The 15719-nt window shown below is 46.4% G+C and carries 15 protein-coding genes; 9 read left to right on the top strand and 6 right to left on the bottom strand.

Annotated elements, in window-relative coordinates:
- Positions 1-196: 196 nt before the first annotated feature.
- Both QUB13_RS29620 and QUB13_RS29615 read left to right on the top strand, forming a co-directional pair.
- The gene (locus QUB13_RS29620) at positions 197-940 is read left to right on the top strand and encodes a Uma2 family endonuclease (RefSeq protein ID WP_333388462.1); all 744 of its coding nucleotides are present in this window, start codon (positions 197-199) and stop codon (positions 938-940) included.
- A gap of 219 nt (positions 941-1159) precedes the next feature.
- Positions 1160-1924 (top strand): ABC transporter ATP-binding protein, encoded by a 765-nt coding sequence (locus tag QUB13_RS29615; RefSeq protein WP_106149756.1) that lies wholly within the window; start codon positions 1160-1162, stop codon positions 1922-1924.
- Between the two features lie 239 nt (positions 1925-2163).
- On the opposite strand, the gene QUB13_RS29610 is transcribed toward QUB13_RS29615, so the two are convergent.
- The 3 genes from QUB13_RS29610 to QUB13_RS29600 all read right to left on the bottom strand — a co-directional run bounded on the left by QUB13_RS29610 (position 2164) and on the right by QUB13_RS29600 (position 4619).
- Positions 2164-2544 carry a hypothetical protein gene (locus QUB13_RS29610; RefSeq protein ID WP_194010985.1) on the bottom strand — a complete coding sequence of 127 codons (381 nt, stop codon included), beginning with the start codon at positions 2542-2544 and terminating at the stop codon, positions 2164-2166.
- Between the two features lie 162 nt (positions 2545-2706).
- Positions 2707-3435 (bottom strand): lysophospholipid acyltransferase family protein, encoded by a 729-nt coding sequence (locus QUB13_RS29605; protein WP_333388456.1) that lies wholly within the window; start codon positions 3433-3435, stop codon positions 2707-2709.
- A gap of 746 nt (positions 3436-4181) precedes the next feature.
- Complete coding sequence (locus QUB13_RS29600; protein WP_333388464.1) at positions 4182-4619, bottom strand: nucleoside deaminase; 438 nt, start codon at positions 4617-4619, stop codon at positions 4182-4184.
- A 247-nt stretch (positions 4620-4866) separates the two neighbouring features.
- Between QUB13_RS29600 and QUB13_RS29595 the strand changes: the two genes are divergently transcribed.
- Positions 4867-5463 carry a TerB family tellurite resistance protein gene (locus tag QUB13_RS29595; protein WP_194010982.1) on the top strand — a complete coding sequence of 199 codons (597 nt, stop codon included), beginning with the start codon at positions 4867-4869 and terminating at the stop codon, positions 5461-5463.
- Positions 5464-5888: 425 nt separating this feature from the next.
- A complete protein-coding gene (gene menB, locus QUB13_RS29590) occupies positions 5889-6722 on the top strand; it encodes a 1,4-dihydroxy-2-naphthoyl-CoA synthase (protein WP_333194626.1) in 834 nt (277 codons plus the stop codon).
- A gap of 61 nt (positions 6723-6783) precedes the next feature.
- Here menB and QUB13_RS29585 read toward each other — a convergent pair whose 3' ends face one another.
- Together QUB13_RS29585 and QUB13_RS29580 are read right to left on the bottom strand one after the other, a co-directional pair.
- Positions 6784-6918: a hypothetical protein gene (locus tag QUB13_RS29585; protein WP_333388454.1), complete on the bottom strand. Its 135-nt coding sequence runs from the start codon at positions 6916-6918 to the stop codon at positions 6784-6786.
- A gap of 40 nt (positions 6919-6958) precedes the next feature.
- Entirely contained in the window at positions 6959-7243 is a 285-nt protein-coding gene (locus QUB13_RS29580) for a hypothetical protein (protein WP_333388452.1), read from the bottom strand.
- Positions 7244-7737: 494 nt separating this feature from the next.
- On the opposite strand from QUB13_RS29580, the gene iscB reads away from it, so the two are divergent.
- The 5 genes from iscB to QUB13_RS29555 all read left to right on the top strand — a co-directional run bounded on the left by iscB (position 7738) and on the right by QUB13_RS29555 (position 14987).
- Positions 7738-9009, top strand: coding sequence for an RNA-guided endonuclease IscB (iscB, locus tag QUB13_RS29575; RefSeq protein WP_333388450.1), 1272 nt, complete (start codon positions 7738-7740; stop codon positions 9007-9009).
- A gap of 369 nt (positions 9010-9378) precedes the next feature.
- Positions 9379-10581 carry an SPOR domain-containing protein gene (locus QUB13_RS29570; protein WP_333388448.1) on the top strand — a complete coding sequence of 401 codons (1203 nt, stop codon included), beginning with the start codon at positions 9379-9381 and terminating at the stop codon, positions 10579-10581.
- A 145-nt stretch (positions 10582-10726) separates the two neighbouring features.
- Positions 10727-11431 (top strand): PspA/IM30 family protein, encoded by a 705-nt coding sequence (locus QUB13_RS29565; RefSeq protein ID WP_194010978.1) that lies wholly within the window; start codon positions 10727-10729, stop codon positions 11429-11431.
- Between the two features lie 299 nt (positions 11432-11730).
- On the top strand, positions 11731-12516 hold the full coding sequence (locus QUB13_RS29560; RefSeq protein WP_194010977.1) for a PspA/IM30 family protein: 786 nt from the start codon (positions 11731-11733) through the stop codon (positions 12514-12516).
- A 629-nt stretch (positions 12517-13145) separates the two neighbouring features.
- Positions 13146-14987, top strand: a complete 1842-nt coding sequence (locus QUB13_RS29555; RefSeq protein ID WP_333388445.1) for a ShlB/FhaC/HecB family hemolysin secretion/activation protein — start codon at positions 13146-13148, stop codon at positions 14985-14987.
- A 113-nt stretch (positions 14988-15100) separates the two neighbouring features.
- On the opposite strand, the gene QUB13_RS29550 is transcribed toward QUB13_RS29555, so the two are convergent.
- On the bottom strand, positions 15101-15256 hold the full coding sequence (locus QUB13_RS29550; RefSeq protein WP_194070405.1) for a hypothetical protein: 156 nt from the start codon (positions 15254-15256) through the stop codon (positions 15101-15103).
- Between the last annotated feature and the right edge of the window lie 463 nt (positions 15257-15719).

Genomic DNA, 15719 nt, shown 5'->3' with positions numbered 1-15719 from the left:
AATTGGGAATTGGGAATTGGGAATTGGGAATTGGGAATTGGGAATTGGGAATTGGGAATTGGGAATTGGGAATTGGGTTAGCTACTAGCTATGATTTCTGGCCCATTACCGATTACCCATTACGGGAGTTTACCTCAGCTAACTGAGACTCGGCTATAGTATAATTAAGATCGGATAGTTCTCGGAGACAACCACTATGCAAGTCACGAACGAACAAATTATTTATCCATCCAGCGACGGTCAACCAATGGCAGATAGTACAATTCAATATAAATTAATTGTCACAATCAAAGAAGGTTGCGAATCGTTGTTCAAAAATGACCCAAACGTCTTTATAGCCGCCGATTTACTCTGGTATCCAGTTCAAGGTAGACCAGAAATTTCTCAAGCACCGGATACGATGGTAATATTTGGTAGACCAAAGGGCGATCGACGTTCCTATATGCAATTTCAAGAAGATAATATTGCTCCCCAAGTCACATTTGAGATTCGCTCTCATAACGACAGACAAGCAAAAATGTACAAAAAACTTGCATTTTACAATCGCTATGGAGTCGAGGAATATTATCTTTACGATCCGCAAAATAACGATTTGAGCGGTTGGCAAAGAATTGAAGGAAACCTAGAAATAATTGAGCCGATGGAGGGCTGGATAAGTCCTAGATTGGGAGTACGATTTGAGTTGGGCGAAGATGGGTTGGAAATTTATCGACCAGATGGACAAAGGTTTCTTTCTTATGCGGAATTGGAGGAACAGGGTGAATTAAACCGCCAGCGTGCAGAACAAGCATCTCAAAGAGCTGAACAAGCATCTCAAAGAGCCGAACAAGCATCTCAAAGAGCCGAACAAGCATCTCAAAGAGCCGAACAAGCATCTCAAAGAGCCGAACGTTTGGCGGCCAAACTGCGCGAATTTAACATCGATCCCGATCGCATTTAAGCCACAAATTATTTAACTTAGGACTTATTCATTAAGACCAAAGAAACCGGGTTTTTATCGTTTTTGCGGGCTATAACCAATTATTTTCGTGAAAAAACCCGGTTTCTGGCCCGCCCGTGCGTAAGTGCTATAAGCGTCCAAACATCGCCCTTCCAGCCGCCAAAACCGAGAAGAAGTGTTAACTTAGTAATTAGTTGTGTCGATCGCACATAAAAACAAATGCCTGAACTACAAACCCAGACCCATCCAGACCTCCACCTGCAAGACACCTCAAAACCCGTCATCGTCGGCCTGCAAGACGTAACAAAAGTTTACGGCATCGGCGACTTGGAAGTGCGCGCCCTCAACGGCGTCAGCTTGACAGTAACCCAAGGAGAATATTGCTCGATTATGGGCGCATCGGGTTCCGGCAAATCTACAGCTATGAATATTATCGGCTGTCTCGATCGACCTACGAGCGGCAGTTACTACCTAGATGGCGTAGATGTCGCCCAAATGCCCGAAGCAGAATTAGCCGGAATTCGCAATTTAAAACTAGGTTTTGTCTTCCAACAATTTCACCTGTTGGCTCAATTGACAGCATTAGAAAATGTCATGTTACCGATGGTTTATGCAGGCATTCCCGCAGCCGAAAGACGCGAACGGGGCGTAGACGCTTTAACAAAAGTAGGCTTGCAAAGTCGGCTGCAAAATAGACCGAATCAACTATCAGGAGGACAGCAGCAGCGGGTAGCCATCGCCCGTGCTATTGTCAACCGTCCCGTGTTGTTGCTTGCAGATGAACCGACTGGTGCATTGGATACAAAAACCACTCAAGAAGTAATGGATATTTTTACAGAATTCAATGAAAGCGGCATGACTGTGGTGATGGTAACGCACGAACCCGAAGTAGCGCGCCAAACTCGCCGCGTTGTCTGGTTCCGCGACGGTCAAGTTATTCATAACAATCTCGATCCGGCAGAGCTTTCTCACGCAGTATTTTAATGCCAATTTCAAAAGTTTTGCTACAATCTTCAATCTGATAGCAATTATTAAAAGTCGCAGTTTCCCGCGCCAGACAGGCCGCCGTGCCGTTTCCTTTCTATGCTCTCTACTTGTTACCAGCCTAGAGCATAGAAAGGAAACCTGCTAACTACTGACTGCTGACTACTGACTACTGACTAATGACTACTGACTACTGACTATTGACTAATGACTAATGACTACTGACTAATGACTACTGACTATTGAAAAGCACTCGGAAAAGCGGCCCAAACTCGATCGACAAAATCTCTAAGTTGCCGAGACGCGATCGCGCTATCCTTGCGATCGGAGTCCAAAGACTGCAACTGAGTCAACAGCGAAATCACCTCGGTATCCAGCGCTGCCCGAAACAAACTCAACGGCCAAAGCAAATCAGCACCATCTCGCAAATCCGATAAAGTGTATTCTTCCGGCCACTTTTGGGGCAAATCCTTCCCCGATACCAATCCCACCAACATTAGAGGGCGCACCCAACAAATTTGACGTGCCTCAACCACTTCAATCACCTCTGAATGCAGGCACGCATTTCCACATTCTAAACTGACAATTTGACCGGGTTTAAAGTTCAAAGCACAATCCATTAATGCTGACTCTTAATACAGACAATAACCAAGCAAAATAAGTGCCGCAACTCTCGACAGCACCAAAAAACATTATATCACAATTACTTATTCCTTCGGTCAACTGCCAACTGTCAACTATCAACTGCCAACTGCCAACTGCCAATTGCCAACTGTCAACTGTCAACATTCATCAAGAGTTTTTAGAGCCATTTCAAGATCGGCAGTCAACAATCGCGCTTCTTTTTTGCTACTGCCGCCTTTAGCATAATCTGCCACCGAAAGCGGCTCGCCGATCGCAATTTTGACACGAGCACCCCGTCGAGGAATGCGCGGGCGGTAGCGGATACTCATCGGTACAATTTTCACCCCCAAACCAGGTTGGCTCAACTCTGCCTGCATTGCCAAACGAGCCAATCCAGGCTTGGGAGGGTGAACTTCACCATCCTGAAAAATGCCACCTTCGGGAAAAATCACCAACATTTGCTTGTCGAGGAGCAATTCCACGCCATAACGCAGGCTGCTAATTGCTGGATGCTTGATATCGACAGCAAAACCTCCCAAATGTCTGATGAACCAACCTTGCAAGCCTTGCACCTCATCGGCAGTTACCATAAACCGCAAATCGCGTCCAGTCACCTTCTGTCCCGTTGAATAGGGCATCATCAACGCATCCCACCGGGAGCGATGCGTAGGGGCCAAGATGACAGGCCCGTCCTTCGGCAAGTGCTCCTGTCCGGTTATTTCAATATTGCTAAAATAAAACGGCAGGACAACATAGTGACCTAGCGGGTAGAGCAAGGAGGTTAACCAAGGAGAAACGCGAGAGGTATTAGGTGCTACCTTGGCAAGCATGGGCTTCACTAGAGATGATTTACTGGACTCAACGGCGATCGCGGCATTATGGCGCATAGCAGTTAACTTGCTTTATCGATATTTGACACTCCGGGCGCGCGAACGCGCGGGGATTCTTGGTTCACTGACACACCTTTAAACTATCCATCCTTTCGGCAATATTTAAACCAAAAACCGTCCGATTGAACGAAGTTTCGAGTCTAATTTGAATAGCCCCAGAGGGCTTGTCTCCCCAAGCGTTAAGGAATAAATTCCCAAGTTCCCGTATGCCCTTGTACATCTAACTACTAAGTTTTTGAGTTTTCTGGTATGAGTGCGCGGTGGCTACCCTAGCTATGTTTTTGTGGTGTTCGCTACCCACGAGATATTATTGTTTTCTAGCCCGTCGTTTTGGATTCTCACCCATTCGATGCTCGCGGTTATTCTACCTGTATCTATACTCTAGTGTACTAGAGTTAGGGAAAATACTGTCAAGCCTGAAAAAGTTTTCCAGTATTAAAAGCCGTCCTAAAAGGCTTGCCATGAGCTTGCTGAAGGGACGGGGTTTTAAACCCTGTTTTCTGATCAAGTTTAAGGATATGTTATTTAGCAAACTTTTAATCTTTCGATGGGGACACTTTTGCTAGTGGCATTTTGCTTTTCGCCGGCGGAAAGCGCCCCAAAACTTAATCTGTTAGAGGCTTTCACCGAGGTCAACCCGACCGCAATCAGGAGCCAGATCGATCGGGCAATTACTTATTATTTCAGTTAATACGGCCAAGTTCGATTAAACATTGTCGATCGAAAGTAAAAAATTTAACAGGTTAAATTTTCCGGCGGGCTTCAAACCAAGAAAGCAATTGATCTCGACAAACAGACTCCATAATACCGCCAAGTACCTCCAAACGGTGACACGAAGGCGCGCTATCTGGAATATTAGCAGCAGTCCGAATCGTGCCAGTTTTCGGGTCATCAGCTCCGTATACCAGCAAACCGATCCGAGCTTGTACGATCGCACCAGCGCACATCGGGCAAGGCTCCAGAGTCACGTAGAGCGTGCATTGGTTGAGATGCCAGTCTTGCAAAACTTTGCCCGCCGCCCGCAGAGCCAAGATTTCAGCGTGAGCAGTAGGATCGCAGTCTCGCTCTCGCCGATTTTGCGCTTGGGCAATCAACTTACCAGTACCGTCAACCATGACAGCACCCACCGGCACTTCACCCGCATCGCCCGCAGCTCGTGCTAGTTCCACAGCCCTAGTCATCCAGCCCTTGTGAATAGCATAATTAAAATCACCAATAAACAACTGCTCTGTTTGCAAATTCACGGTATACCTATGTAACTAAAAACGTTTAACATTGTCTTACTTATACACTTGCTGCGGAGCGAATAAGTGCGATCGCTAGTAAAACAAGTTTTTATGGCAAATTATGGCATACTTACCTAGTTGAAAACACTTAAGATCGAAAAATAAAGTTACATCACAGTCCCATCCAGGGTAATTTTAAATTATGGACACCACCACGATTAGCACTGAAGTTGTTGAGCTGTTGTCCCGGATTAGCCGGCAAAAACTCCGCCAACAAGATATCACTCCCTTGGTAGTATTTCTGACTGCTCTAATTTCCATCCTGCGCGGAGTAATGATTATCGACAGGACGATCGCCATTGAAGAAGAAGAACGGCTGCAAAAGACTCTCAAAGCCTTTTCCAGTGGCGATCCAAGTAGAATAGAACTAATTCAGCGCCTTGTCAAAGGAGTATCCAAACAGCAAGTTTACTTCAACCCCACGGAATTGCTAACCCTGACAGCTTTCTTCTCAGAATCAGAAAAGCTGCTGCTCATCGGTTCCGGCTACGAAATGTCAGCCGTAGACGGACACATCGACCTGCGGGAGCAAATGTACCTACAGTCGATCGCCAACCGGCTCGGCCTCGACTCCAGACACATTGCAGTCATAGACACCTTATTTACAAAAGAAGGAACCCTCGACTCAGAAGCTTTTGCCGAAGTTCAAGCATTACTCGCACCAAGCGAATTCTCCTCCCGCGATCCAGTATTTGCCAAAGCAGGAAAGCACCTGCTGACTCTTTTAATGCGTCAGTAATCCAGCGCCTTAAAGTTTTTTGGCCGTGCAAGAATCAGACACCGGGAAAAAAATTTGATGCTTTTTCTATTAGTTCGCTCATTTGGAGCGGTCGGAAACCGGGTTTTTTCAGACAAATACATAGGTTGCAGCCAGCCAAAACGGTAAAAAACCCGATTTCTTTTGCCTTGATGCGTCCAATGCCCTCTAAAATCTAAAAGCGACTTATCGCTGGAGCGATCGCCCCCAGCGGGCGTTTCAAATCTCAACTTGACCGCGAATCAACGGGTATAGCGCCCCGAAACTGTTGAGCGGATGCTTCCCAAATTTTAGACGCTTGTTCTTGCTCCCAAATGCAATGCAGCAAGTAAATCTAAAATCTAAAACTTGTTCGCTCGCGAAGCCGAAGAATCTAAAATCTAAAATCTAAAATCGACCGATAGATCATGCAAATTGAATGGCAAACTGCTAAAACCTACGAAGACATTCTTTATCACAAAAGTGGCGGCACCGCCAAAATTACCATCAATCGACCTCACAAACGGAACGCTTTCCGTCCCAAAACCGTGCAAGAACTGTGCGATGCCTTTACTGATGCCCGCGAAGACACAAAAATCGGCGTTGTCCTCTTTACCGGTGCGGGGCCTCATACTGACGGCAAATATGCCTTTTGTGCGGGTGGCGACCAAAGCGTGCGCGGTGCTGCGGGGTATGTAGACGAAGGTGGCATACCTCGGCTGAACGTGCTCGACTTGCAGAAGTTGATTCGATCGATGCCCAAAGTTGTGATTGCTTTAGTGGCCGGATACGCGATCGGCGGCGGTCATGTTTTACACTTAATCTGCGACTTGACGATCGCAGCAGACAATGCCATTTTCGGACAAACAGGCCCAAAAGTAGGCAGTTTCGACGGTGGATTCGGTGCCAGCTATCTCGCCAGAGTAGTCGGCCAGAAAAAAGCCAGGGAAATTTGGTTTTTGTGTCGCCAGTACAGCGCGCAGCAAGCCCTAGAAATGGGTTTAGTCAACTGTGTCGTACCCGTAGAACAACTCGAACTCGAAGGGATGCAGTGGGCTGGAGAAATTCTCGAAAAAAGTCCGATCGCGATTCGCTGTTTAAAATCCGCTTTTAATGCCGACTGCGACGGTCAAGCCGGTCTGCAAGAGCTGGCTGGCAACGCCACTTTGCTGTACTATATGACCCAGGAAGGCGCGGAAGGCAAACAAGCATTTTTGGACAAACGGGAACCGGATTTTAGTCAATATCCGTGGCTGCCATAGCTCGATCGACAAATAAGTTTTTTGATTCCCTCATTCCAGTTACAGATGCTATTGATTTGTGTCATTTGCAAAAGTCGAATTGAGGCGATCGTCCAAAAGTGTAAGTATTGATATTACTAGCACCAAAAAAATGAAACTGCTTTGTTAAATCCAGACTGCGATCGCCATCAGTAATTCCCGAATCGGAAATGTCCAATGCTCCTATCCAAAATGATATGATTCCTGCTGCAGTCCGACTAAACCGACATTGCTGCTGATTGCTCGATTAAAGTTGTGCCTGTCAACTGGCAGGCATTGCGCTCAGAAACAGTAACAGCCTCTTTCACAGTCACAGTCTGTTCTTGCCACAGTCCAATTTCTGCTATATTTTCCCAAGCTTCTCCAAAAGACGGAACCGCTAAAGTACAAGCTTTCCACTGACTTTGCACCGGCACGCTCAGCAGAGCGCAAACCCCCCCGCGTCTTCCTTCAGGAGTGTAGTGGTGGCAGTGACGGCAAGCAGAAGTTAATGGTGTTTTCATAAAAGTGTTTAGACAAATCAGTTTCATCTATAATTCTCCTCTGTAGAGCTAGGAGGTTTTAGAGCATTCCAGCCTTTATGCTGTATAGGTTATAGCGATCCCCGAGACATAATTAAATTTTATAATTTATTTATAATTGCGTTATATGTAGAAACAATTAGCTCAGTTCTTACTCAGTGGGTAGGTAAAAATACAGGTTAAAAGTTTATAAAGGGTCAGGGATCAAGAAAAACCGCAAGTGTAAAACAAGTGTCAGTAACTCAGGGCTAAAGCCACTGAGCTTGTAAAAAAAATCGATCAAGCTATACTGACCAGCCTAAGATTCTGGAAATCTACGTTATTTTAGTCACGACACCAGGCGAATGCGAAGCTAGTTTCCTGCTCTGTCATCTGCAATTAAACAGTCTTAAAGTCACTGAGGCAGTGTTGCAGGTTCAAAAAGCTCTTATAACATTGGCAAAGCTAACATTACACGCAAGTGGAGGGACACAACAATGTCCAATTTTATTTTCGTACTTGATACAAACAAAAGACCACTAATACCTTGTAAGCCGTCAATGGCTCACAAGTTGTTAACCGCCGGTAAAGCGGCTGTTTTCAGAAGGTTCCCGTTTACAATTATTCTCAAAAAGGCGGTAACAGCAACTATTGAATCAATTAGTCTCAAGTTAGATCCAGGCTCTAAAACTACTGGCATCGTTTTACTAGAAGGCGAAAAAGTAATTTTTGGCGCTGAACTAACTCATCGGGGTCAAACCATCAAAGCAAGCCTTGATTCCCGTCGCGCACTGCGTCGAGGAAGGCGAAACCGTCATACTCGTTACCGCCAAGCAAGGTTTTTAAACCGTACCCGCCAAAAAGGTTGGTTAGCACCATCCTTGCAGCACCGGGTAGAAACCACCCTAACTTGGGTTAACAAATTACGCAGACTTGCACCAATTAGTTTGATCGTTCAAGAACTTGTCAGATTTGACCTACAACAACTAGAAAATCCTGAGATTTCCGGCGTTGAGTACCAACAAGGCGAACTGCAAGGTTACGAAGTTCGTGAATATCTACTCAACAAATGGAACAGAAAATGTGCTTACTGCAACGCTGAGAATGTAGCTTTGCAAGTTGAACACATTCACTCGAAAGCTCAAGGTGGAAGCAATCGAATTCCTAATCTCTGCCTTGCTTGCGAGAAGTGCAACCAGAAGAAAGGCACTCAAGATGTTAAGCAATTCTTAGCAGAAAAACCTGACATCTTGAAGCACATCCTTGCACAAGCAAAACGTCCGCTTAAGGATGCTGCTGCTGTGAATTCAACTCGGTGGGCATTGTTCTCTCGTCTGAAAGAAACGGGGTTGCCCGTTTTGACTGGTTCAGGTGGACTGACAAAGTTTAATCGTACTCGACTTCAACTACCTAAAACTCATTGGCTTGATGCTGCTTGTGTCGGCCAAGTTGAATCCTTGTCTGTAGTGACGAGTCAACCATTGCTAATCAAGGCAACTGGACACGGGACTCGTCAAATGTGTCGTACAGACAAATTTGGATTCCCATCTCGGTACGTTCCGAGAAACAAGTTTGTCAAAGGTTTTCAAACTGGCGACATTGTAAAAGCCATCGTTACCAGTGGTAAAAAAATAGGTGAATATGTTGGTCGGATTGCGGTTAGAAAGACTGGTTCATTCAATATCTCGACATCAGAATTGGTGCAAGGAATTAGTCATAAATACTGCAAAACTGTTCACCACAAAGATGGCTACAGTTACTCATTTTAAACTTGAAGATTCAAGGCGATTGAAATCGCCGAGCCGTTTTCCTCTCAGGACTGAAGTCGCTGAGTTTCCCACTTACCGAGTTTTTTGGCTCTCCTGGGTTTATGGTGTATACGGTATCAAGCACAACTGTTCGCGATTCAGTGATGCCCGGGCGAGTAAGGATATGCGGTTTGTTTATCACCACAAAATCAGGAGAGCCGTTTTTCTTATGAAAAAATAGCAAAGGGCGATCGCAATCAGGCGATCGGGCAGCAGTTACCTTGACGGCAAAAGCCACTAATTCTAGAATAGGCAAGTTTTAAAGCTGCTTGTTTATTTGTTGAGAATCAAAACATTAAAATCAATTCAGACACGATAGGAGTTTTGCTAATGAGTAAGCGTTCTTCGGTTGAATCCCCAAATCAATCCTCATCAACCCCAATCCAGCCTGCCTTGCAAGCAGCCCTGGGATGTTTGGATGTAAATCTAGAAGCAGAACTGACAACATACAGAAGGCACAGGCGGCGCGCCGAACAGTGGGTGTCGCCATCAGTTCGTACCGGCAAGCAAACAGCCACAACCGAGCAACAGAATACCCAAAACCTACGGCTGGAAGCTGTCGAGGAAACTCAGCAGCCGCTATCGCTGCCCCTATCCCTGGCCGGCGTTCAGGGCGATGCCCCGCTAGCAACTACCAGAGGTGGCACGAAATTATCTAGCAGTGGCTTTGCACCCCAAAACTATCTCGAATCCAGCGAAAAACTGATAGAAAGTTTGGACGAAGCAAAAACCGAGCCTGCAGAACGCAGTTTGGCCGCTAGTCTGTTAACTCCCTTGGGACTGAGTTCGATGTTGCTGTTTCTGCTGTCTTGCACAGCTTTGGGCTACGCAGTCATGCACCCGTCAAGTGTTGTTAAAATGACAGGTTTGAACCGTTTGCTCGATCGCTCCGCGCCCGGAACAAACCAAAATCCCACCGCTAGCGCCCCCTCAAATAGCAGCGCCAAAGAACTGCCAAAAGCTCCAAATCTGGTATCCAAGGAATTTGTCGATCTAGATTTGAGCACTCTCAGCAATGTCAAGCCCACAGCCAGCCCGATTGCTTCCCCATCGCCAAAAGCATCAATCCCGCCAACTCCACCAGCACCTCCAGCCCCCGTCGGCGCTGTCCCAATTCCTACAGAAGATGGCAACCCTCCTAGAGGTGCCCAACAAGGACTAAACAATCTCAGCACAGCTTTGCTGCCCAGTCCCAGCCCCAGCGCGGCCGAACCAGTCCCGACACTGCCGAAACTGCCTCCCACACCGACCGCAGCCCCGCAGGCCGCAGCCCCACAGCCCGCAGCCCCACAGCCCCCAGCCCCCGCCGGAACTCCGAGACGGGCATCCGACGGATTCTATTACGTTGTTACCGATTACACCAACCCAAAATCTCTCCAGCAAGCCAGAACCGCAGTTCCCGATGCCTACGTGCGGAATTTCTCAAAGGGTGTCAAGATCCAAATGGGGGCTTTGAATGATGCGGCATCAGCAGAACGTTTGGTAAAAGAACTCCAAGCCAAAGGGGTGAAGGCGCAATACTATCAGCCATAAACTAGGCAAAGAGTAAAAAAATTCAACTAAATTGTTAGACAAAGCCCGACAGCGATCGATGTTTTGTCTAACACAAAATTGTTTTTTTAATTGTCAATCCCCATCCCCTAAATCTAAAATTTAATAAAATCGGGAGACGGAGCTCATGGGATTATTCGATCGCCTTTGGCGAGTGATTCGAGCCAACATTAACAGTTTGATAGGGGCTGCAGAAGATCCAGAAAAAATTCTGGAACAAGCTGTAATGGATATGCAGGAAGATTTAATCCAGCTCAGACAAGCTGTAGCAGGAGCGATTGCTGCTCAAAAACGTACCGAACGCCAATGCTCCCAAGCAGAATCTACAGCGGCAGAATGGTACCAGCGGGCACAGTTAGCTTTGCAAAAAGGCGAGGAAAATTTGGCGCGGGAAGCTCTGACGCGAAAAAAAACCTATCAAGAAACGGCAACGGCGATGAAAGCTAGTCTCGAACAGCAAAACGCTGTGGTGACTCAACTTAAAGACAATATGCGATCGCTCGAAAGTAAAATTTCTGAGGCAAAATCTAAAAAAGATATGTATATTGCCCGAGCGCGATCGGCAAAAGCCTCAGAAAGGCTGCAAGAAATGATGGGAAATCTCAGTACCGGCAGCGCTTTGAGCGCCTTTGAAAAAATGGAAGAGAAAGTCATGCAGCTAGAAGCTCGCTCTGAAGCAATCGCAGAACTCGGAACTAACGATTTAGAAAAGCAGTTTCTCTCCCTCGAAGGTGCCGGAGATGTCGATGCCGAGTTGGCGGCGATGAAAGCACAAATGCTTCCAGGCAAAAATACACCCAAATTGCCTTCTGGCGAGCCGCCCGCATCCTGAACCAGAACCAGCAGCAAAATAGTTGGGAAGGCAAAAAATTCTCAACAGCCGAGTTAGACATACTTCACAAGCGTGTTGGGGAATTCCCGGATCGAAGTTAAACTCAATAGATAGGTGCATCAAATCAGTTTGCCTGCACCACTGACTCGATCGCTTTAAACTGTATTTATATGTTTGCAAAAATTGCCAAAGGCTCGATCGCGCGAAACATCTGACCAAATCAGTTTAACTCAAAGCGGGCTAACGCTATCAAGCCTGCTTACCGCCTAGTTCGTACACCTCACAGGAAAAATAGGATTATGGGATTATTTGACCGCATCAGCCGAGTCGTCAGAGCCAATCTTAACGATATGGTCAACAAAGCTGAAGACCCGGAAAAGATTTTAGAACAGTCCGTGACGGATATGCAGGAAGACTTGGTGCAGTTGCGTCAAGCCGTTGCCAGCGCGATCGCAACCCAAAAGCGTACCCAGACTCAGTACAATCAAGCTGAATCCCAGTCTAACCAGTGGCAGCAACGCGCTCAGCTAGCCCTGCAAAAAGGAGACGAAACTTTGGCCCGCGAAGCCCTAGTGCGTAAGAAATCTCACGCAGAAACGGCGGCTACCCTGAAAAGTAGTTTGGAACAGCAATCGGGTCAAGTAGAAAGCCTCAAGCGTAACTTGATCGGTTTGGAAAGCAAGATTTCCGAAGCCAAAACTAAGAAGGATATGCTCAAGGCCAGAATATCCGCAGCTAAGGCCCAGGAACAGCTTAACAACACCATTGGCACCCTGAATACTGGCAGTTCAATGGCAGCTTTCGATCGCATGGAAGAAAAAGTTTTGCAGATAGAAGCTCGCGCGGGAGCATCAGCAGAACTCGCGGCCGGTGGCAGCAATTTAGAGGAACAGTTCCGCTTGCTCGAAAGTGGCGGCGGTGTTGACGACGAGTTGGCTCAGATGAAAGCTCAACTGAGCGGAGGTTCTGTGGCTCAAGGTCAATTGCCCGCAGCGGATCAAACTGCCAAGGCTACTACATCCGAGTCCAGTCCGGTGATTGACGCTGAGTTGGAAGAATTGCGATCGCAGCTCAATAAAATGTAGTAATTTCTATCAAAATTCACCTATTTCTCAGACATCGCTTTGATAGAATGCTCCGCCTACCTACAGCGCTAGCTTGGGGAAGTCGGAGCTTTTTTCAGTAGCAATTTTACAATACATAAAGTTTGTATTTTGTCAAGTATCTTTATATTGAATTAAGAATTTAATTCTTTAAAAAAAATGATAAAGTGACTTTATTATTAGCAATTACACCGGCTTGGCTACTCGTAGCAGTATAAATAACTATCAAATATTGCTAAGTAAATCCACCTAATTAAACCTATGAGTCCGATCGCTCAAAAGCTTGCTGTCTATCTCTTCTTGCTTCTTTTTGTCCAGAGCGAAGCCGAAGCAAGCCCTCTGCCTCCTGCCTCCTGCCTTCTACTTAACACCATTTTTCTCAAATAATGGAACTCGCGTGAAAGCTCCCAACCCCGAGCCTGTAAAGCATTCCCAATTGTTCAATTCTTTAATCTAAAAGGGTTTAACCTGTCATGGCCCGGCCACATTCCAGAGCGTTTTGTAGAATCAAGCTTTTCAGGACATTAGCACTTGCTTGTTCAATACCAGTTATTTGGCCCGTACCCCTAACAGCTCAAAGTGTTGGCCAGCCTGCGGTTGCTGCCGAGTCATTGGGCCGGTCGCCAATTTTTAATGATAATTTAGAGTTTAAATTAAAACTTAATCCAGAAACTGCAGACGATCGCGATCGGCTTCCTGATTTATACTCAAGTTCAGAATTAGAAAAAGAGAGTCAAGAACCAGAAAACAACATCCCGGAGTTCGATCTACCGGCCCAAAATCAGTCACGAGAAACTCTCGCTCAATTGCCGAACCGAGGAGAAAACAGACAGGAAATTTCGATTCCCAACCCGCTGCTGCCAACTCCACCTCCACTCCCAGAACCCGCGCCCCCTGGGCCCTTACCTCCGGTAGAACAGCTTTTGCCGCCAGTAGTGCCGGCACAGCCTGAAGAATTGCCCAACATTCCGGGTACGATCGAGGTCGATCGATTTGAAGTAGTCGGCAGCACCGTCTTTAGCAAGCAAGAATTAGACGCTGCACTCAAAAACTTTGTAGGCCGCCCGCTGACTTTTACCGAACTGCTGCAAGCTCGTTCTGCTATCAATGAACTGTACCTTAGCAAAGGTTATATCACTTCGGGAGCGCTGATTGAGCCGCAAACGCTCGCGGGTGGAGTTGTGAAAATATTGGTGTTAGAAGGCAAGCTAGAAAGTATCAAAGTAGTCGGAACTAGGCGGCTGAATTCTAACTATGTCAGAAGTCGTTTGGCACTGGCAACGCGAGGCCCACTGAAGGAAAAGCGTTTGTTAGAAGCTCTGCAACTGCTGCAACTAAGCGGTCAAATCCAAAATATTTCAGCAGAATTGCAAGCGGGTTCTCGTCCGGGTTTTAATGTGCTATTAGTCCGAGTCAAAGAATCAAAAACTTTCCAAGCTGGGATTTTTACTGATAATTCTCGCTCTCCGAGTGTGGGGAGTTGGCGGCGCGGGGCCGAAGTCCGCGATGCTAATTTATCGGGTTTGGGAGATAGTGCGAGTTTGATTTATACAAATAGTGAGGGCAGCAATACTGTAGATGTTAGTTACGCGCTGCCTGTGAATGCGCGCAACGGTAGTGTAAGTTTTCAGGCAAGCAGGAGTCGCAGCAATATTGTTGAGCAGCCTTTTGACGCGCTGGATATTGAGTCGTCGAGCCGGACTTATGAGTTGACTTACCGGCAGCCGATCGTCCAAACTGCAAGAACAGAAATCGCTCTTGGTATCGTTGGGAGCAGGCGAGAAAGCGATACATCTTTGCTGGGAGAGGATTTTCCGCTGTCGCCGGGAGCTGACAGTCGCGGGAGAACTCGGGTTTCGGCGCTGAGGCTGTTTCAGGATTTTACTCGGAGGGGAGAGAGGGATGTCTTGGTGGCGCGATCGCAGTTCAGTCTGGGAGTGGCAGCATTTGGCGCTACGGTGAACAGCAGTGGGCCTGACGGTCAATTTTTGGCGTGGCGGGGTCAATTGCAGTACGTGCGGTTGTTGGCTCCCCAGACGCTGCTGGTGGTGCGATCGGACGTGCAGTTGGCTGGAGGTGAGCTTTTGCCGATGGAGCAATTTGGTTTGGGCGGCCCGGAGACAGTGCGGGGCTACCGTCAGGATGCTTTGCTCGCCGATAGCGGAATTTTTGCTTCTGCCGAGTTGCGCTATCCGATTTTGCGAATTGGCGACAACCAAGGAGTTTTGCAAGTGACACCGTTTGTGGAGGCTGGCAATGTTTGGAATAGCGGCTCTAGGGCGGATTTGGAAACAAATACTTTGCTGTCAGCGGGATTGGGCTTGCGTTGGCAGTACGGCAAGAGGTGGAACGCTCGCTTGGGTTGGGGAATTCCTTTGATTGATCTTAAGTCGAGAGACAGAAGTTTGCAAGAGCGCGGGCTGTATTTTTCAGTAGAATTCCAACCTTTTTAAGCAAACCGCCGTTATGCCCTTGGCGCAACTGAGCAATTCCGCTATATAGTAATAAGTATCATTTGGCACTCGTCTGTAGCTGCCAAGAGTGAATTTTACTGATAATTTTAAAATTAAACTATGTCTAAGGTGCAGTTGCTGATTTTAAGTTCTTTTGCTTCCGGTTTTGGGTTTTTCTCTATCATTTTGGCGATGTTTGCGATGATTTCTAGGCTGTCGTTTACTTCTTTTTTTACCCTTGTTTTAACTTTGATATTCTTTGGGTTCAATTTGATTTTTGCTTTGCATTACTATACCTCAATTGCCAAGCAGTTAAATGTTAAAAGTAAAAGGAAAGTGAGAATTTAGAATTTGTGAAGCAGCGGCAGACAGAGGCATGGAGATTTATTGATTTAATTTGAATTGTCCCTGACTTTACTCTGCAGGTTGCCGAGTTATTTCAAAAGCTGGATTTTTCATGAAAGGGCGATCGCAAATATCGAGCCTTACTAATAGTATTAATAATTTGTGCGCTTCAAGTTGCACATAATTAGGAAGCGTGTGAATTAGCGGCAAAAAACCTAGTTTTATGAGAATTATTCGTCCGAGCTAAATTATTAGGTGAAAAAATTGGTTTCTTCGATCTTGAGGGGTAAGTGCTAATACAAATACAGAATTTTCCCCAAACAAAAAGCGCCCCTATTTCTAGGAGCGCTTTTTGTAATCTCAGACTAAAACTTAGCCGTTGATAGA

This window comes from Microcoleus sp. B4-D4 (assembly GCF_036705185.1).
Taxonomy (GTDB): domain Bacteria; phylum Cyanobacteriota; class Cyanobacteriia; order Cyanobacteriales; family Microcoleaceae; genus Microcoleus.
This window is presented reverse-complemented; position numbering and strand designations above follow the sequence as displayed.

What these genes read in the sequence shown, in the direction of transcription:
- QUB13_RS29620 (WP_333388462.1), top strand. Translation starts at nt 197, where the DNA reads ATGCAAGTCACGAACGAACAAATTATTTATCCATCCAGCGACGGTCAA.
- QUB13_RS29615 (WP_106149756.1), top strand. Translation starts at nt 1,160, where the DNA reads ATGCCTGAACTACAAACCCAGACCCATCCAGACCTCCACCTGCAAGAC.
- QUB13_RS29610 (WP_194010985.1), bottom strand. Translation starts at nt 2,544, where the DNA reads ATGGATTGTGCTTTGAACTTTAAACCCGGTCAAATTGTCAGTTTAGAA.
- QUB13_RS29605 (WP_333388456.1), bottom strand. Translation starts at nt 3,435, where the DNA reads ATGCGCCATAATGCCGCGATCGCCGTTGAGTCCAGTAAATCATCTCTA.
- QUB13_RS29600 (WP_333388464.1), bottom strand. Translation starts at nt 4,619, where the DNA reads ATGACTAGGGCTGTGGAACTAGCACGAGCTGCGGGCGATGCGGGTGAA.
- QUB13_RS29595 (WP_194010982.1), top strand. Translation starts at nt 4,867, where the DNA reads ATGGACACCACCACGATTAGCACTGAAGTTGTTGAGCTGTTGTCCCGG.
- menB (WP_333194626.1), top strand. Translation starts at nt 5,889, where the DNA reads ATGCAAATTGAATGGCAAACTGCTAAAACCTACGAAGACATTCTTTAT.
- QUB13_RS29580 (WP_333388452.1), bottom strand. Translation starts at nt 7,243, where the DNA reads ATGAAAACACCATTAACTTCTGCTTGCCGTCACTGCCACCACTACACT.
- iscB (WP_333388450.1), top strand. Translation starts at nt 7,738, where the DNA reads ATGTCCAATTTTATTTTCGTACTTGATACAAACAAAAGACCACTAATA.
- QUB13_RS29570 (WP_333388448.1), top strand. Translation starts at nt 9,379, where the DNA reads ATGAGTAAGCGTTCTTCGGTTGAATCCCCAAATCAATCCTCATCAACC.
- QUB13_RS29565 (WP_194010978.1), top strand. Translation starts at nt 10,727, where the DNA reads ATGGGATTATTCGATCGCCTTTGGCGAGTGATTCGAGCCAACATTAAC.
- QUB13_RS29560 (WP_194010977.1), top strand. Translation starts at nt 11,731, where the DNA reads ATGGGATTATTTGACCGCATCAGCCGAGTCGTCAGAGCCAATCTTAAC.